12 protein-coding genes are annotated in these 23,494 nt (G+C 76.7%); 9 read left to right on the top strand and 3 right to left on the bottom strand.

Going from position 1 to position 23,494, the window contains the following annotated elements:
* The first annotated feature begins 34 nt into the window (after positions 1-34).
* From Q3W71_RS14920 to Q3W71_RS14880, 9 genes are all read left to right on the top strand, one after another.
* A complete protein-coding gene (locus tag Q3W71_RS14920) occupies positions 35-6,565 on the top strand; it encodes a non-ribosomal peptide synthetase (RefSeq protein ID WP_302919914.1) in 6,531 nt (2,176 codons plus the stop codon).
* Positions 6,562-11,766: a non-ribosomal peptide synthetase gene (locus Q3W71_RS14915; protein WP_302919913.1), complete on the top strand. Its 5,205-nt coding sequence runs from the start codon at positions 6,562-6,564 to the stop codon at positions 11,764-11,766. Before Q3W71_RS14920 ends, Q3W71_RS14915 begins: the two co-directional genes overlap by 4 nt.
* Before the next feature lie 120 nt (positions 11,767-11,886).
* On the top strand, positions 11,887-13,032 hold the full coding sequence (locus Q3W71_RS14910) for a saccharopine dehydrogenase NADP-binding domain-containing protein (RefSeq protein WP_302919912.1): 1,146 nt from the start codon (positions 11,887-11,889) through the stop codon (positions 13,030-13,032).
* Positions 13,029-14,141, top strand: coding sequence for a Gfo/Idh/MocA family oxidoreductase (locus Q3W71_RS14905; RefSeq protein ID WP_302919911.1), 1,113 nt, complete (start codon positions 13,029-13,031; stop codon positions 14,139-14,141). The genes Q3W71_RS14910 and Q3W71_RS14905 overlap by 4 nt, the downstream gene beginning before the upstream one ends.
* A complete protein-coding gene (locus Q3W71_RS14900) occupies positions 14,138-14,911 on the top strand; it encodes a thioesterase II family protein (protein WP_302919910.1) in 774 nt (257 codons plus the stop codon). The genes Q3W71_RS14905 and Q3W71_RS14900 overlap by 4 nt, the downstream gene beginning before the upstream one ends.
* The gene (gene glyA, locus Q3W71_RS14895) at positions 14,908-16,278 is read left to right on the top strand and encodes a serine hydroxymethyltransferase (RefSeq protein ID WP_302919909.1); all 1,371 of its coding nucleotides are present in this window, start codon (positions 14,908-14,910) and stop codon (positions 16,276-16,278) included. Before Q3W71_RS14900 ends, glyA begins: the two co-directional genes overlap by 4 nt.
* Positions 16,275-17,474 (top strand): glycosyltransferase, encoded by a 1,200-nt coding sequence (locus tag Q3W71_RS14890; protein WP_302919908.1) that lies wholly within the window; start codon positions 16,275-16,277, stop codon positions 17,472-17,474. Before glyA ends, Q3W71_RS14890 begins: the two co-directional genes overlap by 4 nt.
* Positions 17,471-18,319 (top strand): NAD(P)-dependent oxidoreductase, encoded by an 849-nt coding sequence (locus Q3W71_RS14885; RefSeq protein ID WP_302919907.1) that lies wholly within the window; start codon positions 17,471-17,473, stop codon positions 18,317-18,319. Before Q3W71_RS14890 ends, Q3W71_RS14885 begins: the two co-directional genes overlap by 4 nt.
* Before the next feature lie 14 nt (positions 18,320-18,333).
* Complete coding sequence (locus tag Q3W71_RS14880; protein ID WP_302919906.1) at positions 18,334-19,734, top strand: aldehyde dehydrogenase family protein; 1,401 nt, start codon at positions 18,334-18,336, stop codon at positions 19,732-19,734.
* Positions 19,735-19,758: 24 nt separating this feature from the next.
* On the opposite strand, the gene Q3W71_RS14875 is transcribed toward Q3W71_RS14880, so the two are convergent.
* The 3 genes from Q3W71_RS14875 to Q3W71_RS14865 are packed head-to-tail and all read right to left on the bottom strand — an operon-like array spanning position 19,759 to position 23,414.
* Entirely contained in the window at positions 19,759-20,802 is a 1,044-nt protein-coding gene (locus Q3W71_RS14875) for a hypothetical protein (protein WP_302919905.1), read from the bottom strand.
* Positions 20,803-20,845: 43 nt separating this feature from the next.
* On the bottom strand, positions 20,846-21,781 hold the full coding sequence (locus tag Q3W71_RS14870; RefSeq protein ID WP_302919904.1) for an FAD-dependent oxidoreductase: 936 nt from the start codon (positions 21,779-21,781) through the stop codon (positions 20,846-20,848).
* A complete protein-coding gene (locus Q3W71_RS14865) occupies positions 21,771-23,414 on the bottom strand; it encodes an AMP-binding protein (protein ID WP_302919903.1) in 1,644 nt (547 codons plus the stop codon). The genes Q3W71_RS14870 and Q3W71_RS14865 overlap by 11 nt, the downstream gene beginning before the upstream one ends.
* Positions 23,415-23,494 lie beyond the last annotated feature (80 nt).

Genomic DNA, 23,494 nt, shown 5'->3' with positions numbered 1-23,494 from the left:
CACCCCGCCCGACCCCTCCACCCCGGGGAGACCGATGGACAGCCACAGCACCCTGCCCGCGACCGGGACGCCGCTGACCGCCGACCGGATGCGCGCCGACATCGCCGAACTCGTGGGCGGGGAGACCGCACTGGACGAGGCCGGCGGCGACCTGATCGCCGTCGGGCTGGACTCGATGAAGGTGATGCGGCTGGCCGCCCGGTGGCGCGCCGCCGGGGTGGACGTGAAGTTCGCCGACCTGTTCGCCCGTCCCACCTTCGCCCAGTGGCAGGACCTCGTCGCGCAGCGGCAGGGCGTCCCGGCCGAGCCGGCCGCCCCGGCTCACGTCGAGGTGGACGAGAGCGCGCCCTTCCCGCTGGCCACCATGCAGCACGCGTACTGGGTGGGGCGGGCGGAGAACCTGACCCTGGGCGGGGTGGCCACCCACTTCTACGCCGAACTGGACGGGGCGGCGGTCGATCCGGGCCGGCTGGACGTGGCCGCCCGGGCGCTGCTGCGCCGGCACGGCATGCTGCGGGCCCGGGTGCTCGGCGACGGGCGCCAGCAGATCCAACCCGAACCGAGCTGGCCCGGCCCCACCGTCCACGACCTGCGGGACCTGCCGCCGGCGCGGGTGGCGGCCGAACTGGCCCGGATCCGGGACGCGCTGTCGCACCGGCGTTTCGACGTGGCCGGCGGCGAGGTCTTCGACGTCGGCGTGTCGCTGCTGCCGGACGGGGGCACCCGGCTGCACCTGAACATCGACATGCTGGTCGCGGACGCGCTCAGCTTCCGGATCATCATCAACGACCTGGCCGCGTTCTACGCCGACCCGGCCGCGGAGCTGCCCGCCATCGGCTACAGCTACCCGCGCTACCTGGCCGACCGCCGGGCCCGGCCGGTGCCCGGCCGGGCGGACGCCGAACGCTACTGGGCCGACCGGTTGCCGCGGCTGCCCCGGGCGCCCCGGCTGCCGCTGGCCGTGGCGCCGGAGAAGCTGACCCGGCACCGGGTCACCCGCCGGCACCACTGGCTCTCCGCCGACCGCTGGGGCCGGCTCGCCGAGCGGGCCCGGGACCAGGGCGTGACCCTGTCCATGGTGTTCGCGGCCGCGTTCAGCGAGGTGCTCGCCGGCTGGAGCGAGGAGCCGGACTTCCTGCTCAACGTGCCGCTGTTCGACCGGGAGCCGATCCACCCCGACGTGGGGCTGCTGGTCGGTGACTTCAGCAACCTGCTGATCCTCGGCGTGCACACCGCGCCGGGCGGCTCCTTCCTGGACCTGGTCCGGCGGACCCAGGCCCGGTTCACCGCGGACGCCGCGCACTCCGCGTACTCGGGGCTGGAGGTGCTGCGCGACCTGGCCCGGCGGGACGGCGCCGCGCAGACCCTCGCGCCGGTGGTCTTCACCAGCGCGCTCGGGCTCGGCGAGCTGTTCAGCCGCAAGGTGACCGAGCACTTCGGCACCCTCGGCTGGAACATCTCGCAGGCTCCCCAGGTGGTGCTCGACCACCAGGTCACCGAGCACGCCGGGGGGCTGCTGCTCAACTGGGACGCGGTCGACGAGCTGTTCTGCGACGGCGTGCTGGACGCGATGTTCGACGCGTACCTGCGGCTGCTCGACTGGCTGGCCACCGAGCGGGACTGGTCGGCGCCGACGCCCAACCTGCTCCCCGCCGACCAGGCGGCGCGCCGGGCGGCGGTGAACCGCACCGCCGGCCCGGAACGGGAGCGCCGGCTGCACGAGCCGTTCTACCGGCACGCCGCCGAGCACCCCGACCGGGTCGCGCTGGTCGCCGGCGACGGCAGCACGGTCGGCTACCGGGCGCTGGCCGAGCGGGCCGACCGGATCGCCGGCCTGCTGGCGGCGCGGGGCTGCCGGCCCGGCGACCCGGTGGCGGTGACCCTGCCGCGCGGGCCGGACCAGGTGGCCGCGGTGCTCGGCGTCCTGCGCGCCGGGGGCGCGTTCGTCCCGGTCGGCGTCGGCCAACCGGCCGAGCGGCGCGCCGCCATCCACGCCGACGCCGGGGTCCGGCTGGCGCTCACCGACGCGGCCACCCGGGCCGCGCTGGCCTGGCCGGCCGGGACCGAGGCGCTGACCGTCGAGGAGGCGGCCACCGCGGCGCCGCTGTCGCCCGCCGTCGAGGTCGACCCGGAGGACCTGGCGTACGTCATCTACACGTCCGGCTCCACCGGCACCCCCAAGGGCGTCGAGATGAGCCACCGGGCCGCGGCCAACACCATCGAGGACATCGGCGACCGCTGGTGGGTCGGCGCGGACGACCGGGGCTTCGCGGTCACCTCGCTGGAGCACGACTGGTCGGTGTACGAACTCTTCGCCTACCTGTCGGCCGGCGGCGCCCTGGTGCTGCCGCCGGAGGAGGCCCGCCGGGACGCCCAGTGCTGGGCCGAGCTGGTCGACCGGCACGGGGTCACCGTCTGGACCGGGGTGCCCGCCCTGCTCGACATGCTGCTCACCACCGCCCGGCCCGGCCAGCTGCGCAGCCTGCGGCTCGCCCTGCTGGGCGGCGACTGGGTGGGCCTGGACCTGCGCGACCGGCTCACCGTCCACGCCCCGGGCTGCCGGCTGGTGGCGCTCGGCGGGGCGACCGAGGTCGGCATCCACTCCACCTGGCACGAGGTGACCGAGGTGCCCGCGCACTGGCGCTCGGTGCCGTACGGCGCGCCGCTGCGCAACCAGCAGGTGCGGGTGGTCGACGCGCGGGGCCGGGACTGCCCGGACTGGGTGCCCGGCGAGCTGTGGCTCGGCGGCGTCGGGGTCGGCCGCGGCTACCGGGGCGACCCGGCCCGCACCGCCGAGCGCTTCGTCGAGCACGACGGCCGGCGCTGGTACCGCACCGGCGACCTGTGCCGCTACCACCCGGACGGCACGCTGGAGCTGCTCGGCCGGACCGACTTCCAGGTGAAGCTGCTCGGCCAGCGGATCGACCTGGGCGAGGTGGAGGCGGCGGCACGGTCGTATCCGGGAGTGGGCCGGGCGGTCGCGCTGGTGCTCAGCGAGCCGCGCCGGCTCGCCCTGGCGGTGGTGCCGGCGGACGCCGAGCCGGCGGTGGACGACCTGGTGGCGCACCTGCGCCGGCGGCTGCCCGAGCACATGGTGCCCCGGCAGGTCGACCTGCTGACCGCGTTGCCGCTGAACGCCAACGGGAAGGTGGACCGGTCGGCGATCGCCGGCCTGCTGGCCGGCCGGCCCGGCCGGCAGGAGACGGAGCCGCCGCGTGGCGAGACCGAGACGCGGGTGGCCGCGATCTGGTCGCAGCTGCTGGAGAACCCGGCCGTCGGCCGCGCCGACAGCTTCTTCACCCTCGGCGGCAACAGCCTGCTCGCCACCCGCGTGATCGCCGCGCTGCGCCAGGCCGGGTACGCCGACGCCAGCCTGACCCAGCTCTTCGCGACGCCCACGCTGGCGGAGTTCGCCCGGCACCTCAGCCCCGGCCGGCCGGCGCCCGCCATCGGGGTGGCGATCCGGGCGGACGAGGAGCACCGGCACGAGCCGTTCGGCGCCACCGAGGTGCAGCGCGCGTACTGGCTGGGGCGGCGGCCGGAGTTCACCCTCGGCGGGGTCGGCTCGCACTGGTACTGGGAGTTCGAGGGCCGCGACGTCGACCTCGACCGGCTGGAGGCGGCCTGGAACCGGCTGGTGGCCCGGCACGGGATGCTCCGGGCGGTCTTCGACGACGACGGCCGGCAGCGCGTGCTGCCCGAGGTGCCGCCGGTGCGGATCCGGGTGACCGACGCCGGGGCGGACCCGGAGCCACCGGTCGCCGCGATGCGCGCGGAGATGTCCCACCACGTCTTCGCCACCGACACGTGGCCGCTGTTCGACCTGCGGGCGGTCCGCTCCGCCGACGGCGTCACCCGGCTCGGGGTGAGCCTCGACTTCGCGGTGCTGGACGCGCTCAGCATCATGATCCTCTTCGCCGAGCTGTCCCGGCTCTACACCGACCCGGAGGCGGTCCTGCCGCCGATCGGGCTCTCCTTCCGCGACGTGCTGCTCGCCGACCCGGTCGACCCGGCCCGCCGGGCGGCGGCCCGGGACCACTGGCTCAAGCGGATCGACGAGCTGCCCCCCGCGCCGCAGCTGCCGCTGGCCCGGGACCCGGCCCAGCTCTCCGGACACCGGTTCAGCCGCCGGGAGTGCCGCCTCGACGCGACCGACTGGCGGCGGCTGACCGACCGGGCCGCGCGGCACGGCGTCACCGGCTCCACAGTGGTCGCCACCGCCTTCGCCGCCGTGCTGCGGGCCTGGAGCGCCGCGGAGGAGTTCACCCTGAACTTCACCCTCTTCGACCGTCCCGAGGTGCACCCGGACATCCACCGGGTGGTCGGCGACTTCACCTCGCTGCTGCTGGTGGCCGACCGGCCGGAACCGGGGGAGAGCTTCGCCGCGGCGGCCCGCCGGTTGCAGCGGCAGGTCTGGTCCGACATGGAGCACAGCGCCTACTCGGGCATCTCCGTGCTGCGCGAGCTGGCCCGCCGCACCGGCGCGCCCGAGGTGCTGATGCCGGTGGTGTTCACCAGCACGCTCGGCGTCCGGGACGCCACCGAGCACCGCTTCGACCTGCGCACCCCGTTCGGCGAGTACCGCACCGGGCTGTCCCAGACCCCGCAGGTGCTGCTCGATCACCAGGTCACCGAGCACGACGGCGGGCTGCTGCTCAACTGGGACGCCGTCGACGAGGCGTTCTGCCCCGGCGTGCTGGACGCGATGTTCGCCGCGTACCGGGACCTGCTGGTCCGGCTGGCCGGGGCGGCCGACTGGGACGCCCCGGCCCGGGTGCCACTGCCGGACGCGCAGGCGGCGGTGCGCCGACGGGTCAACGACACCGCCGGCCCGCGCTCCGGCCGGCTGCTGCACGAGGGCTTCCTCGCCGCCGCCGCGGCCCGGCCCAACGCGCCAGCGCTGGCCTGGGGCCACGACGGCGTGCTCGGCTACGGCGAGCTGGCCGACCGGGCCGGGCGGGTCGCCGCCGCGCTGCGCGCCGCCGGGGTGCGTCCCGGCGACCGGGTGGCGGTCACCCTGCCCAAGGGCCCCGGGCAGGTGGTCGCGGCGCTCGGCGTGCTGGCCGCCGGCGCGGCGTACGTGCCGGTCGGGATGGACCACCCCGCGCTGCGCCGGGCCCGGATCGTCGCCGACAGCGGCGCCCGCGCCGTGCTCGACGCGGCGTTCCTCGACCGGGCCGGCGACCACGCCCCGGCCGAGCCGGTGACCGTGCCGCCCGACCAGCCGGCGTACGTCATCTACACCTCCGGCTCCACGGGCGCGCCGAAGGGCGTGGTGATCTCCCACGCCAGCGCTGTCAACACCGTCGAGGACGTCAACCAGCGCTACGGCGTCGGCCCCGCCGACCGGGTGCTGGCCGTCTCCGCGCTCGACTTCGACCTGTCGGTGTACGACATCTTCGGGCTGCTCGCCGCCGGCGGCACCGTGGTGCTGCCGGCCGAGGACGAGCGGCGCGACCCGGCCGCCTGGCTGCGGCTGGCCCGGACCCACCGGGTCACCCTGTGGAACAGCGTGCCGGCCCTGCTGGACATGCTGCTCACCGAGGCCGGTGGCGAGCTGCCGGCGGCGCTGCGGCTGGCCCTGGTCTCCGGCGACTGGGTCGGGCTGGACCTGCCCGGGCGGCTCGCCGCGGCCGGTGCCGGCCGGTGCCGGCTGGTCGCGCTCGGCGGCGCCACCGAGGCGGCGATCTGGTCCAACGCCTTCGAGGTGACCGAGGTGCCGGCGAGCTGGACCTCCATCCCGTACGGCTTCCCGCTGCGCAACCAGTGCTACCGGGTGGTCGACGGGCACGGCGGCGACCGGCCGGACTGGGTGCCCGGCGAGCTGTGGATCGGCGGCGCCGGGGTGGCGCTCGGCTACCACGGCGACCCCGAGCGCACCGCCGCCCGGTTCGTCGAGTACGCCGGCGGGCGCTGGTACCGCACCGGCGACCTGGGCCGGTACTGGCCGGACGGGACGCTGGAGTTCCTCGGCCGGGTCGACCACCAGGTGAAGGTGCGCGGCCACCGGATCGAGCTGGGCGAGATCGAGACCGCGCTGGAGGGCCACCCCGCGGTGACCGCCGCGGTCGCCTGCGCGGTGGGGGAGCGCACCCGCCGGCTCGCCGCCGCGGTGACCACCGCCGCCCCGGTGGACCCGGACGACCTGCGCGCCCACCTGGCCGCCCGGCTGCCCGACTACATGGTGCCCCGGCAGCTGGAGGTGCTGCCCCGGCTGCCGTTGAGCCCGAACGGCAAGGTCGACCGCGCCGCCGTCGGCGCCGCGCTGGCCGGCGCGGCCGGCGTGGCGGTCGCGGAACCACCGCGCGGGCCGACCGAGGAGGGGGTGGCCGGGCTCTGGCGCGGCCTGCTCGACCTCCCGGTGGTCGACCGGGACACCAGTTTCTTCACCGCGGGCGGGGACAGCCTGCTCGCCACCCGGCTGGTCCAGCTGATCCGGCAGCGGTTCGGCGTGCAGATGTCGCTGCGGGAGGTGTTGAGCGCGCCGTCGGTGGCCGGGCAGGCCCGGGTGGTCGCGGCGCGGCTCGACCAGGCCGGGGCGACCTTCGAGGAGGGGGTGCTGTGATCGAGCCAGCGGTCACCGTGTCGGACCTGGTCGACACCCTGGAGGCGCACGGCGTCGAACTCTGGGAGGAGGACGGCCAACTGCGCTTCCGGGCGCCGCGCGGGGTGCTCACCGAGGAGCGCCGGGAGACGCTGCGGGCCCGCCGTCCGGAGCTGCTGGCGTACCTCAAGGGGGCGCCGACGGCCGGGCTGGAGCCCGACCCGGCGGCGCGGCACGACCCGTTCCCGCTGACCGACATCCAGATGTCCTACGTGCTGGGTCGGCGCAGCGCGTTCGCCTACAGCGGGGTGGGCTGCCACGCGTACGGCGAGCTGACCTTCCCCGACCTGGACGGCGACCGGGTCGCCGAGGTGTGGCGGATGCTGGTGCGCCGGCACGACATGCTCCGCGCCCGGATCGACCCGGCCGGGTCGCAGCGGATCATGCCCGACCCGCCGCCGCTGGTCGTCCCGGTGCTCGACCTGCGCGGCCGCGGCCCGGCGGCGGTGGCGGCCGCGATCGACGGGGTCCGCGCCGAACTGGACCACCGGGTCTACCCGCCGGACGGCTGGCCGCTGTTCGAGGTCCGGGTCACCCGCGCCGACGACCGCGCGGTGCTGCACCTGTCGATCGACTTCCTGGTCGCCGACTACGTCAGCATCCAGCTGCTGCTGGAGGAGTTCACCCGCTGCTACCACGACCCCGGGCACCGGCTGCCCCCGCTGGAGCTCTCCTTCCGCGACTACCTGCTCGGCGAGCGGCAGCTGCGCGGCACCCGCCGGTACGCCAAGGACCGCGAGTACTGGTGGCGCCGGATCGACACGCTGCCGCCGGCGCCGGAGCTGGTGGTGCTCGGCGACCGCCCCGCCGAGCCGGGCGGGGTGCGGTTCCGCCGCTGGCAACTGCACCTGCCCACCGAGGCGTACGAGGGGTTGAAGCGGCTCGCCGCCGACCGGGGCGTCACCCCGTCGGTGGCGGTGCTCGCCGCGTACGCCGAGGTGATCGGCCGGTGGAGCAAGGGGCGGCGGTTCCTGCTCAACCTGACCATGCTCCGCCGACTGCCGCTGCATCCCCAGGTCGACCGGCTGGTCGGCGACTTCACCTCGGCGGTGCTGCTGGAGGTCGACGGCGACGCCGGCGCCAGCTTCGGCGAGCGGGCCGGCGCGGTGCAGCAGCAGCTCTGGGCGGACATGGACCACCTGCTGGTCAGCGGCGTCGAGGTGCTGCGCGAGGTGGCCCGCCGCCGGGGCCAGGACGCCGCGCTGATGCCGGTGGTCTTCACCAGCGCGCTCGGGCTCGGCACCGCCGGGGAGTCCGGCCCGCAGCGGGTCGGCTTCGGCTACGGGATCAGCCAGACCCCGCAGGTCTGGATCGACTGCCAGGCGCTGGAGCGCTCGGACGGGCTGGTGGTCAACTGGGACGTCCGCCAGGGCATCTTCCCCGACGGCATGGTCGAGGCGATGTTCGGCGCGTTCCAGGCGCTGGTGGGCGAGCTGGCGGCCGGGCGGCGGTGGGACGACGCGGACCCGGTCGAGCTGCCGGCCGACCAGCTGGCCCGGCGGGCCGAGGTGAACGACACCGCCGCCCCGCTCTCCGGCGCGCTGCTGCACGACGGGGTCGTCGCCCAGTGCCGGCGTACCCCGGACCGGCCGGCGGTGATCGGCGCGGACGGCACGCTGAGCTACGGCGAGCTGCTGGCCCGGGCGGCCGCGGTCGCCGACGCGCTGCGCGCCGCGGGCGGCGCACCGGGCGACCTGGTCGCGGTGCTGCTGCCGCCCGGCCCGGAGCAGGTGGTGGCGGTGCTCGGCGTGCTGCTCGCCGGCGGCGCCTACCTGCCGGTGGACACCCGCGCCCCGGTGGCCCGCAAGGAGTCCCTGGTGGAGGCCGCCGGCGCCCGGTACGCGGTGACCACCGCCGACGCCGAGGGCCTGCCCGCCGGGGTACGCCGGATCGTGCTGGACGGCCTCGCGCCCGGCGGCGAACCGCCGGCGCCGGTCGGCGTCACCGACCGGGACACCGCCTACGTCATCTACACCTCCGGCTCCACCGGCCGGCCCAAGGGCGTGGTGATCCCGCACCGGGGCGCGGTGAACACCGTCGAGGACATCAACCGGCGGTTCGCGGTCGGGCCGGACGACCGGGTGCTCGGCCTGGCCGGGCTCTCCTTCGACCTGTCCGTCTACGACATCTTCGGCCCGCTGGCGGTCGGCGCGGCACTGGTGCTGCCCGCCGCCGACCGGCGCGGCGACCCGTCGCACTGGGCGGAGCTGATCCGCGCCCACCGGGTGACCCTGTGGAACTCGGTCCCGGCGCAGTTGCAGATGCTCGCCGACTACCTGGCCGTGGCCGACGCCACCGGGCTGGACTCGCTGCGCCTGGCGATGCTCTCCGGCGACTGGATCCCGGTGCGGCTGCCCGACCAGATCCGCGCCCTGCTTCCCGGCCTGGTGCTGCACAGCCTCGGCGGCGCCACCGAGGGATCGATCTGGTCCATCGGCTACCCGATCGACGAGGTGCCGGCGGAGTGGCCGAGCATCCCGTACGGGCGGCCGCTGACCAACCAGACAATGCACGTGCTGGACGAGACGATGCGGCCCTGCCCGGACTGGGCGGTCGGCGAGCTGTACATCGGCGGGGTCGGCGTCGCCGACGGCTACCTCGGCGACCCGGAGCTGACCGCGCGGCGGTTCGTCCGCCACCCGGTCACCGGCGAGCGGCTCTACCGCACCGGCGACCTCGGCCGGTACCTGCCCAGCGGGGACATCGAGTTCCTCGGCCGGGAGGACCTCCAGGTCAAGATCCGGGGACACCGGATCGAGCTGGCCGAGATCGAGGCCGCCGCGCAGGCGTACCCGCCGGTCGGCGCCGCGGCGGTGGTGGTCGAGGGCGACGCCGCGCTGGAGCGGCGGCTGGTCGCCTTCGTGGAGCCGGCCCGCCGCGCCGAGGGCCCGGCCGAGCCCGTCGACCTGGCCGCCTCCGCGGTGCGGGAACTGGCCGCGATCCGGGCCGAGCAGGACGGCGAGCAGGCCGTCCGGTTCGCCCGGCAGCTGGACCGCACGGCGCTGCTGGCGATGATCGGCGCGCTGCGCGACCAGGGCCTGTTCACCTCCGCCGAGGTGGGGCACACGGTCGACGAGGTGATGCGCACCGCCCGGGTGGGCGCCAAGCACCAGCGGCTGATCCGCCGCTGGCTGGCCGCGCTGGAGCGGCACGGGCTGATCCGGCGCGACCCGGCCGGCCGGCTGCGCCCGGCGCCGGAGAGCCTCACCGTCGACGCGGACACCGTGCGCGCCGCGTGGCAGGAGATCGACCGGATGCAGGACGCCGGTGGCCTGCGCACCGAGCTGGTCGGCTACTTCCGCACCGCCAGCGCCCACCTGCCGGAGCTGATGCGCGACGAGGTCGACCCGGTGCAACTGCTCTTCCCGCAGGGCCGGCTGGACATCCAGGAGTCGGCGTACCAGGGCAACTTCCTCAGCCACAGCCTCAACCGGCTGGTCGTCCGGGCCATGTGCGACCTGGCCGCGGCCTGGCCGGCCGACCGCCCGATGCGGGTGCTGGAGGTCGGCGCCGGTGTCGGGGGCACCAGCATCGACCTGATCCCCGCCCTGGGCGGCTACCCCGTGCGGTACGCCTTCACCGACGTCTCCCAGTTCTTCCTGAACAGCGCCCGGGAGCGGTTCGCCGACTACCCGTGGGTGGACTACCACCTCTTCGACCTCAACGTGGACTACCGCGCGCAGGGCATGACGGCCAACAGCGTCGACGTGATCCTCTGCGCCAACGTGCTGCACTACGCCCGCGACGCCGGCCAGGCGCTGGCCCGGTTCCGGGAACTGCTGCGCCCCGGCGGCTGGCTGGTGTTCATCGAGACCACCCGGGACAACTACCAGATCCTCACCTCGATGGAGTTCCTCTTCGACGCCACCGCCGGGGACTTCGCCGACGTGCGGGCGGGCCGGGACGAGACCTTCATCTCCGCCCCGCAGTGGCGGGACCTGCTCGCCGCGGCCGGCGCCGCCCCGGCGGTCCAGCTCTCCGCGACCGACGCCGCCCTGGACGCCATCGGCATGCACGTCTTCGCCGCCCGGTTCAAGCCCGACCGGGTCGACGTCGACCCGGCGGCGCTGCGCCGGCATCTCGCCGAGCGGCTGCCGGAGTACATGCTGCCCAGCCGGCTGGAGGTGCTCGACGCGATCCCGCTCAGCGCCAACGACAAGGTGGACCGGGCCGCCCTGCGCGCCCTGCTGCCCCGGGCGGCGGCCGCCCGCGCCGCCGGGTCCGCCGAGCCCAGCGGTGAGCTGGAGACCGCTATCGCGGCGATCTGGGCCGACGTGCTCAACGTCGAGCGGGTGGGCCGCGACGACGACCTGTTCAGCCTGGGCGGCGACTCGCTGCTCGCGGCGCAGCTGGTCGGCCGGATCCGGGACGACGTGCCGGCCGCGTCCGGTGCGCTCTTCGACACCATGCTGCGGGACCTGCTGGAGGGCGCGACGGTGCGTACGCTCGCCGCCCGCCTCACCGGCGCCGACGCCGCCGAGCCGGCCACCGGGCCGGCCGGGGCGCCCGCCCTGCCGTTCCCGGTGCCGCCCGAGGGGCCGGTCCGGCTGGAGCTGCCCGGCGACGCCACCGCCGACGACCCGGAGCGGAGGGCCGCCGGATACCTTCCGGCGCTCCGCGCCGAACTGCGCGGCCGGCCGGTGGAGCTGACCGGGCGGGACCTCGGCGGCGTCCTGGCCGCGGAGCTGGCCCGGCAGCTCGGCGAGGCCGGCGAGACGGTGGCCGGGCTGACCGTGGTCGCCGGCCTGCCGCTGCCCGACGGCGAGCCCGGCGAGCTGCTCGGCGAGTACCTGTTCGCCCGCGACCTCGGGGTGGACCCGGCCGACCTTGGCCTGCCCGGCGAGGCGGAGTTGGCCCGCGCCGTGGAGGGCGGTGACGACGGCGTCTTCGGCGCGCTCGCCGCGGAGCCGGCCGACTGGCGGCTGGCCCGGATCGCCGCGGTGCTCGACGTCGACCCGGCCGAGCTGACCGCCCGGCACGCCGCGTTCCGGTCCGCGCTCGACGCCCTGGTACGCCACGGGCCACCGCTGTACGCCGGCGACCTCACCCTGGTGTTCGGCTTCGACCGGTCGCACTGGCCGGAGGCGGCGGCGCGGGTGGAACGGCGCTGGCGCGAGGCGTGCCTCGGCGAGCTGCGGGTCGTCGACGGGGCACGGCCGTGAGCGCGAGGAGTGCGCCGGGGTTGCGCGCCCCGCAGTCGCGAACGAAGGGTGGGCTCGGGTGAGCGCGAGGAGTGGGCCGGGGTTGCGCGCCCCGCAGTCGCGAACGAAGGGTGGCCTCCGGTGAGCGCGCTGGTCGGGGTGGTCGGCGGGTCGGGCGCGGTGGGCGGCGCGGCGGCCCGCCGGCTGCACCGGCTGCTCGGGCCGGAGTACCGGCTGCGCATCGGTGGTCGCCGGCTGGCCGCCGCCGAGGACCTGGTCCGCCGCGAGCTGGCCGGCCGGGCCGAGGCGATGGCGGTGGACGTCTACGACGACGAGGCGCTGCGCCGCTTCTGCGCCGGCTGCCGGCTGGTGGTCAACGCCAGCGCCGCGTCGTACCTGGTGGTCGACCGGGTGGCCCGGGCGGCCCTGGCCGCCGGCGCCGACTACGTCGACGCCGGTGGCGACCTGCCGCTGCTGGACCGGCTCACCCCGCTCGGGCTCGCCGAACAGGACCGCACCGCGCTGGTCACCGCCGGCCTGATGCCGGGACTCACCGGGCTGCTGCCCCGCTGGCTCGCCGCCACCGAGTTCCACCGGCCCCGCCGGCTGGTGGTCCACGTGGGGGTGATGGACCGGCTGACCCCGGCCGGCGCGGTGGACTACCTGCTCAGCCTGGGTACCCGGGACGAGGAGTCGCAGGCGGTCTGGCTGGACGGCCGGCGGGTCACCCGGGCGGCGGGGGCGCTGACCGACGTGGAGCTGCCGTTCTTCCCCGGCCGGGTCACCGCCTACCCGTACCTCGGCTACGAGGGGGAGCGGCTCGCCGTGCAGCTCGGGCTCACCGAGCTGCGCTGGCACGCGGTCTTCGACGGCGGGGCGGCGATGATGGCCACGCTGAGCCGGTTGCAGGGCGCCATGAGCGGGGAGGGCGACCTGAGCGCCGCCGCCCGGGACCTGGCCGCCGCGGCGGAGCTGGACATGTTCGGCAAGCGCCCGTACCAGTTGCTCGTCTTCGAGCTGGGCGGCACCGGGCCGGACGGCGCCGAGCGCACCCGCACCCTGGTGCTGCGCTCGGCGGACACCTCGGAGATCACCGGTACGGTCTGCGCGCTGGCCGCCGCGCAGGTGCTCGCCGGCCGGGTGCCGCCGGGCGCGCACCTGGCCGCCGAGGGGCTCGCCGCGGCCGAGCTGGTCGAGGCGTTGCGGGCCACCGGGGTGGTGCGCGCGTTGGACCTGTTCGACGGGACGGCCGCCGACGTCGCGACGGTCGAGGAGGGGGTGCTGTGACCCGGCCGCGGGCGGTGGTCTGCGGCACCGGGTTCGGCCGCGTCTACCTCGCCGGGCTCGCCGCGCCCGACTCGCCGGTGGAGCTGGCCGGCATCCTGGCCCGGGGCAGCGACCGGTCGGCCGCCTGCGCCCGCCGGTGGGGCGTGCCGCTCTACCGGCACCCCGACGAGCTGCCCGGGGACGTCACGGTGGCCTGCGTGGTGGTCGGCTCGGCGATCACCGGCGGGCCCGGCGCCCGGCTGGCGCGGGCGCTGATGTCCCGGGGGATCCACGTGCTCCAGGAGCACCCGCTGCACGCCGACGAGCTGGCCGGGTGCCTGCGCGCCGCGCGGGCCAACCGGGTCGCGTACCGGCTCAACAGCCACCACGTGCACGTGGCGCCGGTGCGCCGGTTCGTCGCCGCGGCCCGGGCGCTGCTGCGCCGGCAGCCGCCGCTGTTCGTGGACGCGGCCGGCAGCGTCCAGGTGCTCTACCCGCTGCTCGACGTGCTCGGCGCGGCGCTCGGCCGGCTGCGGCCGTGGGGCTTCGCGCCGCCGGTCCCGCTGCCGCCGGCGGTGCGCGCCATGACGCCGCTGGACGTGCCGTTCCGCAGCCTCGACGGGGTGTTCGCCGGGGTGCCCACCACGCTGCGGGTGCAGCACCAGATGGACCCGCGGGAGCCGGACAACCACGCCCACCTGTGGCACCGGATCACCATCGGCACCGAGGGCGGGCAGCTGACCCTGGTCTCCAGCACCGGGCCGGTGCTCTGGACCGTCCGGCCGCACCTGCCCCGGGAGGCGGCCGGCGCGGCCGGCTTCGACCGGCTCGGCGTCGACCATCTCGCCCTCGCCGGCACCACCCCGATCGGGCCGCCGGCCGCGCCGAGCTGGGCGCAGACCCTCGACACGCTCTGGCCCGAGGCGGTCCGGGTCGCGGTGCGGCGGCTCACCGACGACGTGGCCCGCGGGGCCGACCCGATGGCCGACGGGCAGTACCACCTCGGGTTGTGCCAGCTGACCCGGGAGATCACCCAGCTGCTGGGCCCGGTGGAGCTGGTCCGCCGGGACGAGCCGCGGTTCCTCGCGGCCGGTGACCTGATCGAGGGGGAGCACGAGGTGCTGACGTGAACGTTTATCCGGGCCGGGCGGCGGCGCCCTGGTTCCAGTGCTACCGGCCGGTGCCGGTGGCGACCGCGCGGCTGGCCTGCTTCCCGCACGCCGGTGGCAGCGCCAGCTTCTTCCGGCCGTGGGCCGACGAGCTGCCGGCCGACGTCGAGCTGCTGGCCGCGCAGTACCCCGGCCGGGAGGACCGGCTGCGCGAGCCGCCCGCCACCGACCTCGGCGAGCTGGCCGACCGGTACGCCGACGTGCTGCGCGCGGTCGCCGACATGCCGCTGGTCCTGTTCGGACACAGCCTCGGCGCGGCGGTCGGCTACGAGGTGGCCCGCCGGCTGGCGGCCGCCGGCACGCCCCCGACGCTGCTGGTCGTCTCCGGCCGCCAGGCGCCGTTCGACCCGTCCCGGGCGGTGCACCTGATGGACGACGACGCGCTCTGGGCGGACGTCGCCCGGGCCGGCGGCACCAGCCGCGCCGTGCTGGAGAGCCCGGAGCTGCGCGCCCTGGTGCTGCCGGTGCTGCGCGCCGACTACCGGCTCAGCGAGACCTACCGGCCGGCCGCCGGTCCGCCGCTGACCTGTCCCGTCCTCGCGGTCAGCGGCGACGCGGACCCGGACGTGGACCTCGCCGTGCTGCCCGGCTGGGGGACCGTCACCAGCGCCGGGTGCGAGGTGCGGGTCTTCACCGGCGACCACTTCTTCCTCCAACCGCACCGCCGGGCCCTGGTCGGCGAGATCGTCCGGCGGCTGCGCGCCCGCACCGACGCCTGGGCCACGCCGTGACCGGCCTGGACGCCCCGGCCGGCCTGGCCGACGGGGCCGACCTGGCCGCCGTGCGCGCCTGGTGCGCCGACGCGCTGGTCTCGCTGGACCGGCGGGACGCCCCGCTGGTCCGCCTCGCCCACGCCGAGCTGCGCCGCCAGCGCGGCACGCTGAACCTGGTCGCCGCCGCCAGCCCCACCCTGCCGGCCGCCCTGGTGGCGCACGCGCTGCTGTTCAGCTCGGTGACCGCCGAGGGGTACGCCGGCGGCCGCTACCACCCGGGCACCGAGGTGGTCGACCAGGTCGAGCAGCTGGCCCGCGGGCGCGCCGAGCGGCTGTTCGGCGCCCCGCACGCCAACGTGCAGCCGCTCTCCGGCTCGGCGGCCAACCTCGCCGTGCTCTACGGCCTGCTCGACCCGGGCGACACCGTGCTGGCCCTGGAACTGGACCACGGCGGGCACCTGACCCACGTCTCCCGGGGCGCCAGCATCGCCAAGCGGGTCACCGCCAGCTACTACGAGGTCGACGAGCGGGGCCTGATCGACTACGCCGCGCTGGCCGTGCTGGTCAAGCAGGTCCGGCCCCGGCTGCTGATCTGCGGCGGCTCGGCGTACCCCCGGCAGCTGGACTTCGCCGCGTTCCGGGCCGCCGCCGACGAGGTGGACGCGCTGCTGATGGCCGACGTCAGCCACGTCAGCGGGCTGGTCGCCGCCGGCGCGCACCCGTCACCGGTGCCGCACTGCGACGTGATCACCACCTCGACGTACAAGCAGCTCTGCGGGCCCCGCGGCGGCCTGCTGCTGCGCGGGGCGTCGTCCCGGCTCAGCGCCCGGGCGCTCGATCGGGCGGTCTTCCCCGGCTTCCAGGGCACGCCGGACTTCGGCGGCATCGCCGCCAAGGCGGTGGCGCTGGGCTTCGCCGCCCGCCCGGAGTTCGCCGCGGCGATGCGCCGGGTGGTGCGGTACGCGCGGGCGTTCGCCGGGGCGCTGGCCGAACACGGGGTGCCGGTGGTCTCCGGCGGCACCGACAGCCACCTGGTCCTGGCCGACCTGCGCGCGGTGGCGGTCACCGGCCGGCAGGTCGCCGACGTGCTGCGCCGCCTCGGCGTCCTGGTCAACATGAACCTCGTCCCGCGCGACCCCCGGCCGGCCGCCGAGACCAGCGGCATCCGGATCGGCACCAACGACCTGGGCTTCCGGCGGGTCGGCGACGCCGAGGTGGCGGAGCTGGCCCGGGCCACCGCCGCGGTGGTCGCCGAGGTGGCCGGCGGCGGGCGGCCGGACGCCGTGGTGCGCGGCCCCCGGGGACGCGAACTGGCCGGCTGCGTCGCCGGCATCACCGCTCGCGGCTACCGCGAGGACTGGCGCCAGGGAGGTGCGGTGGCATGAAACTCGTCGTCACGTGTCAGCCGGCGGTCGGCCACTTCCACGCGGTCGCTCCGCTCGCCCGGGCCGCGGTGGACGCCGGGCACGAGGTGGTGGTGGCCACCGGCCGGGGGATGGGGCACTGGGTGACCCGCGCCGGGTTCGCCGTCCGGGAGGTCGGGCCGGCCTGGCTCGCCGACGGTCCCCGGGCCGGCGCGTTCGACGACCCGCGCCGGCGGCTGCGGCTGATGAGCCTGGCCACCGGCTCGATGGTGGCCGGCCTGGTCGACCTGTTCCGCGAGCTGCGCCCGGACGTGGTGCTGCACGAGTCGCTGGAGTGGGCCGCGCCGCTCGCCGCCGACGCGGCCGGGGTGCCGTACGCGGCCCTCGGGCAGTTGCCGCGACTTCCCCGGCCGGTGCTCGCCGAGGTGATGGCCGAACCCTGGAACGCGGCGCGGCGCCGGCTCGGCGTGCCCGCCGACCCGGGGCTGGCACGGCTCTACCCCTACCTCTACCTCGACGCGTACCTGCCGAGCTGGCAGCCGCTGACCGCGAACCCGCTGAGCTGGTTCGACGGCCCGGCCGAGCCGGACGTGGCGCACCTGGTGCAGCCGCCGCTCTACCAGGTCGGCGACGAGGTGCCGGCGTGGCTCGACGCGCTGCCGGACCGGCCGCTGGTCTACGTCACCATGGGCACCGCGTTCAACCAGGTGGGGCCGCTGTTCGCCACCGTCGCCGAGGCGCTGCGCGACGAGGACGTGTCGGTGGTGCTGACCGTCGGGTCCGGGGTGGACCCGGCCCCGCTCGCCGCGATCGGCCCGAACATCCACGCGGCCCCCTACATTCCGCAGGAGGCGGTGCTGTCCCGGTGCGCCGCGGTGGTGCAGCACGCCGGCTACCTGACCACCGTCGGGGCGCTGCGGCACGGCCTGCCGATGGTCGCGATCCCGGTGGCGGTGGACCAGCCGTACCACGCGCACCGGCTCGCCGCGGCCGGCGCCGCGGTGCGGCTGGACCACCGCACCCTCGACCCGGGGCAGGTCCGCGCCGCCGTCCGCGCGGTGCTCGACGAGCCGCTGTACCGGGCCAACGCCGAACGGCTGCGCCGGGAGATGCTCGCCATGCCGCCGGCCGGGCACGGCGTCACGCTGCTGGAACGGCTGGCCGCCACCGGGCGGCCGGTCTACGACGGCGCCGACGAGCTGGCGGCCGTCCGATGACCGCCGTCCTGCTCACCGGCGCCACCGGCCGGGTCGGTGCCCGGTTCATCCCGCTGCTGCGGGCCCGGGGGCTGCGGCTGCGGCTGGCCGTCTGGAACCCGGCGGGCGGCCCCGCCGGCGGCAACCGGGATCTGGTGGTGGGCGACCTCACCGACCCGGACACCTGCCGGCGCGCGGTCGAGGGGATGGACGCCGTGGTGCACATCGCCAGCGCGTTCACCGGCATCGACGCGCGGGAGGCCGACCGGCTCAACCACCTGGCCACCGACCGGCTCGCCGCCGCCGCGCTGGCCGCCGGCGCCCGCCGGTTCGTGCAGTTGAGCAGCTACCTCATCTACCGCCCGACGCCCGGGCGGGCCACCCGGGAGGACGACCCGGTGCGCGACCCGGCCGGCGCGCCGTTCCCCGCCGCGAAGCTGGGCGCGGAACGGGCGGTGGCCGGCTACTTCGACACCCCGCTGGGGGTGTGCGTGCTGCGGGTCGCCTACACCTACGGCGAAGGCGACCCGCACCTGGTGGACGCGTTCGCCTGGGCCCGCCGGGCCCCCGCCGACCAGCGGTTGCACCTGGTGCACCACGCCGACGTGCGGCAGAGCGTGCTGCACGCGCTGGAGGCCGGCGCCACCGGGGTGTTCAACATCGCCGACGACGCGCCGGTGACCGCCGCCGAGCTGGCCGAGCTGGCCGGGCAGGTGACGCTGCCGCACGGCGAGTCGGCCGACGCGCCGGTGCTGGACACCGACCAGTTCGGCGGCGAGGTGGACACCACGGCCGCACGGGCCGGGTTGGGCTTCGCGCCGACGTACCCGTCGATCCACGTCGCCGCGCTGGCGGGGGCGGCGTGATGGAACCGGTGCCGATGACGATCGACGGGGCCGCGGTGCCCGGCGACCGGCACGTCGAGGTGGTGAACCCGGCCACCGGCGCGGTCTGCGGGCTGGCGCCGGTCTGCGGCCCGGAGCAGGTGGACGCCGCGATGCGGGCCGCGGCCGGGGCGTGGCGGCGGTGGAGCGCCGACGAGACGGCGCTGCGCGAGGGGCTGCGCGCCGCCGCCAAGGCGGTCGGTGCCGCCGCCGGGCGGATCGGCGCGCTGGTCACCGCCGAGATGGGCAAGCCGCTGCCGCTGGCGGTCGGCGAGGCGTACGCCGCCGCGGCCACCCTGCGCCACCACGCCGACCTGGAGCTGCCTCCGGAGGTGCTCCAGGACGACCGGCGCGGCTACGCCGAGCTGGTCCGCCGCCCGTTGGGAGTGGTCGCCGCCGTCACGCCGTGGAACTTCCCGGTGGCGGTGGCCGCGGCGAAACTGGCCCCGGCGCTGCGGGCCGGCAACGCGGTGGTGCTGAAGCCGTCCCCGTACGCGCCGCTGGCCACCCTGGAGCTGGGCCGGGTGCTCGCGGAGGTGCTGCTACCCGGGCTGGTGAACGTGCTCAGCGGGGACGACGCGCTGGGCGCGGCGGTGGTGGCCCACCCGGTGCCCGCGCACGTCACGTTCACCGGCTCGGTGCCGGCCGGGCGCCGGGTCGCCGGCCGGGCCGGTGGCGACCTGAAGCGGTACGTGCTGGAGCTGGGCGGCAACGACCCGGCAGTGGTGCTCGACGACGCCGACCCGGACGAGCTGGCCGAGCGGCTGTTCTGGGACTCGTTCGCCAACAACGGGCAGGCGTGCGTCCTGATCAAGCGGCTGTACGCGCCGCGGCGGCTGCACGCCCGGCTGGTGGACGCGCTGGCCGACCGGGCCCGGGCGGCCCGGGTCGGTGACCCGACCGCCAAGGGCACCCAGTTGGGGCCGCTGGCGCACCGGCGGCAGTTCACCCGGATCGCCGACCTGGTGGCCGCGGCCCGGTCCCGGGGCGCCCGGGTGGCGGCCGGCGGCGCCGCGCCGGACGGGCCGGGGCTGTACTACGCCCCGACCGTGCTGACCGGCGTCGACGACGGCGACCCGGTGGTCGACCAGGAGCAGTTCGGGCCGGTGCTGCCGGTGGTGCCGTACCGGGACGTCGAGGACGCGGTGCGCCGGGCCAACGCCAGCTCGTACGGGCTCGGCGGGTCGGTCTGGTCGGCCGACCCGGACCGGGCGTGGGCGGTGGCCGACCGGCTCGAGTGCGGCACGGTCTGGGTCAACGGGCACGCCCTGCTCGGGCCCGACCAGCCCGTCGGCGGCATGAAGTGCAGCGGGATCGGGCTGGAGGGCGGCCGGCTGGGGCTGGCCGAGTACACGGCGGTCCAGGTACGCCGGCGCCCACCGACCGCGCCGCGGTAGCTCGGCCGGCCGGGCGTCGGGTCGTCAGACCAGGCCGCTGTAGAAGAGCGCGCCGATGAAGGCGCTCTCCTGTTGCGGCAGCCGGGCGTGCGGCACGGCCCGGCCGGTGAGCGCGAAACCCTCCCGGGGCCGGTAGACGAAGTCCCGGCCGCCGTCGGGGAACTGGCCGTTGTCATGCACCCAGCGGTGCAGCGCGGCCGGATCGGTGGCCGTCCGGTCGAAGTAGGAGCGCATCGGGCCGGGCTCGCCGTCCACCGTGAACAGCAGCGACACCTCGCAGGTCGGCTGGTCGGTGTGCACGCCGAGGAAGTCGCCCGGCCGGTACTCCAGGTAGGTGCACCGGGTCGGGTACATCCGCCGGCCCATCCGGGCCGAGATCTGCGCCACCAGCGCCGGGTCCTCGTGGATGGCCACCAGCGTCGGCCCGGCGCCCAGGTAGGCGTTGCAGGAGCGGCTCACCAGGGCGTCGTGCTCCTTGTCCCAGCCGGGGCTCAGCCCGCCGTCGTACGCGGCGCCGGCGCTGGCCGGCAGCGTGGCGATCTCGGCCACGCAGGCCCGCCGGGTCGACTCGGAGATCAGGTCGCCGATCATCCACCAGGTGTCGTCGGGCAGCTTGCGCAGGTAGTCCGCGCGGCGGCGGGTGGAGGCGAGCATCATGGCCGCGTACTGCTCGTCGGTCTCCCGGGCGGCGACCTGCCGGACCACCCGGGCCTGCATCGCCTTGGCGATCAGCGGCCCCTGCGGGAACATCTCGTCGTAGCTGAGCGTGGTCAGCGCCCCGCCAACCTCGGCGGCGAGCGGGGCGGTGGCCGCGGGCGGCAACCCGGCGGCCACCGCGAGCCGCTCGAAGAGCTTGATCGAGCCGGGCGGGTCGTCGTCGGCGGCGAGCCAGCGGCGCAGCCGCCAGCGCCGCCACTCCAGGTCCACCTCGTTGAGCCGGTGCCGGGGCCAGCGGTGCGGCCCCTGCGGGGCGGACAGTTCCCGGCGCACCGCCGAGACGTCCAGTCCCGCCGCGTACGCCACGGCTTCCGAGATCAGCTGCGACTCGTCGGGCCGGGAGTCCGTCATGCCCGATGTCCCTTCTCCGTCGGTGGGGCCGGCCCGACCCGCGTCACGAGACCAGCAGGTCGGCCGCCTCCTTGGCGCATCCCCACGACAGCATGACCCCTGTGCCGGCGTGGCCATAGTTGTGCACGATCCGCGCCCGGCCGAGCTTCTCCAGCTCCAGCCGGGGCGCGGGCCGGCCCGGCCGCAGCCCGACCGAGTGCTCCAGCACCGGCGCGTCGGCCAGCCGCGGCTCGACCACCGCGCACCGGCGGATGATCTCGGCCGCCTCCGCCTCGTCCGGTGTGGTGTCGTCGGAGTCGCGGTGGGTCCCGCCGAGCACCACCCGGTCGCCGTGCGGGATGAAACCGGCCCAGATCGGCCCCAGCGGCGCCTCGATGAAGAAGTGCTCGATGCCCGGGTTCGCCACCACGATCTTCGGCCCGCGTACCGGCTTGAGCTGCCGGTCGCCGGTCAGCTCCGCGGCACCCAGGCCGGCGCAGTTGGCCACCAGCGGCGCGACCTCGGCGGCCTCGTCCAGCGAGCGCACCGGTTCCAGCACCAGCCGCCCGCCGGCGGCGGTGAACCGGTCGGCGAGGTGTCGCAGGTACGGCGGCATGTCGACCACCGGCTGGCGGACCCAGAACGCGGTGCCGTAGCCCTCGGGCAGCTCCTCCGGGCGGCACGGGCGGTAGCCCTCGAACCGCTCCACCCCGGGCGGGACCATCCCGGCCGGCCGGGCCGCCATCCGCCCGTCCAGCACCCGTACGCCGGGGGTGTCCGGGGTGAGCCGGCGGACGGTCTCGCGCTGCCAGCCGAGCGCGGGGTCGCCGGGGCCGGCGAAGCTGGGCCCGATCATCGCCGAGGCCATCATCGAGGTGCTGCGTTCCGGTGGCTGCGCGGACCGGACGAGCACCCGCAGCCCCGCCTCCTGTAGGCAGATGGCGGTGCTCAGCCCGCTCACCCCGGCGCCGATGACCAGCGCGTCGACCTCACCGTGCACGGTGGCTCCCTCCGTTGACGTCGCGGAAGCGCTGCCACATCACGCGGCGTCTCGGCTTTCCGCTGGTGGTCCGCAGGATTGTACCGACGGGAACGCGGAGCGCGATCAACTCGGCACCCTCGGTGAGTCGGCCGACGACCGCGCCGGCCCGCCGTTCCCAGTCCGGCTCGGCGTTCTCCAGCAGCACCATCGCCACCGGCCGGTCGGCGTGTCCGAGCAGGACGGTGTGCCGGTGCCGGGGCAGGCCGGCGGCCTCCAGGGCGGCCTCCACGTCCTCGGCGAACAGGGTGCGGCCGCGCAGCTTCAGGCTGTCGCCGAGCCGGCCGAGGACGTAGAGCTGCCCGTCGTGCAGGAAGCCGCTGTCACCGGTGCGCAGGGCGTCGCCGGTGAACCGGGCGGACGTCCCGGCCGGGTCGCCGAGATAGCCGGCCGCGACGCAGCGCCCGCCCACCTCGATCTCGCCCACCCGCCCGTCGGGCAGCGGGTGACCGGCGTCGTCGACGATCCGCACCGACACGCCGTCGAGCGGGGCGCCGCAGCCCACCAGCGGTGCGGCGGCCGGGCCCGCGCCGGGCGGGCCGCCGAGCGGGATCCGCGCCGGGTCGACCGGGGCCGTGCGCCACGGCTCGTCCAGCGCGCCGCCGGTCACCGCGAGGGTCGCCTCCGCCAGGCCGTACGCCGGCAGCAGGGCCCGCCGGTCCAGCCCGTGCGGCGTGAGCAGCCGCCAGAAGTCCTCCAGCGCGGCGGGGGAGACCCGCTCGGCCCCGACGATCACCGCCCGCCAGGCCGCGAAGTCCAGCCCCGCGAGCTGCTCCGGGCGGACCCGGTCGACCACGTGCCGCAGCCCGAAGGTCGGCATGGCGGTCAGCCGGGCTCCCCGCTGACCGAAGCAGCGCAGGTAGCGCAGCGGGTCGCGGACGAACTGCTGCGGGGTCAGCAGCCACAGGTCGCCCTGGTGCGCCACCGGGGTGAGCAGGCAGCCGATCAGTCCCATGTCGTGGTGCAGCGGCAACCAGGAGGCGGTGGGATCCGCCGGCCCCTGGCGCAGCCACCGGCCGATCGCGGCGACGTTGTGTTCCAGCGCGGCGAACGGCACGCGTACCGCCCGGGGCCGGCCGGTCGAGCCGGAGGTGAACTGGAGCAGCGCCAGCCCGGCGCGCCGGTCCCCGGCCGATTCGTCGGCGCCGTCGAGCAGGTCGGCGGTGCGGACCACGCCCGCGTCCCCGGCGACCGGACGCAGCGGCTCGGCCAGCGTCCCGCCGGTCACCACCAGCCGGGGCGCGGCCGTGGCCACGATGTGCCGGACGTGCTCCAGGTAGCCGGCCAGGTCCTGGCCGAGCGCGGGCGGTGCGACCGGGGTCGGCACCGCGCCGGCGAGCATGGTGCCGAAGTAGCCGGCGACGAAGCCCGGGCCGGTCGGCTCGACCAGCACCACCCGGTCGTCGCGCCGCACCCCGGCGGCGCGCAGTCCGCCGGCCACCCGGCGCACCGCGGCGGCCAGCCGGGGGTACGGCCACTCGTCCCAGCCGTCACCGGCGGCGGCGAACCGGACCACCCCCGGTCCGGGACGCTCCACCCAGGACAGCAGGGGGGACGCGGTCGCCGGTCGGTCGTCTTCAGCGGTGGTCGGCATGGCGGTATCTTGCGGCCGTTGTCGGCGGCCGGCCAGGCGGGTCAGGATGACACCGCTCCGGCTGCGTGGCACCTGGACGC

The organism is Micromonospora sp. C28SCA-DRY-2, assembly GCF_030519475.1.
Taxonomy (GTDB): domain Bacteria; phylum Actinomycetota; class Actinomycetes; order Mycobacteriales; family Micromonosporaceae; genus Micromonospora.
This window is presented reverse-complemented; position numbering and strand designations above follow the sequence as displayed.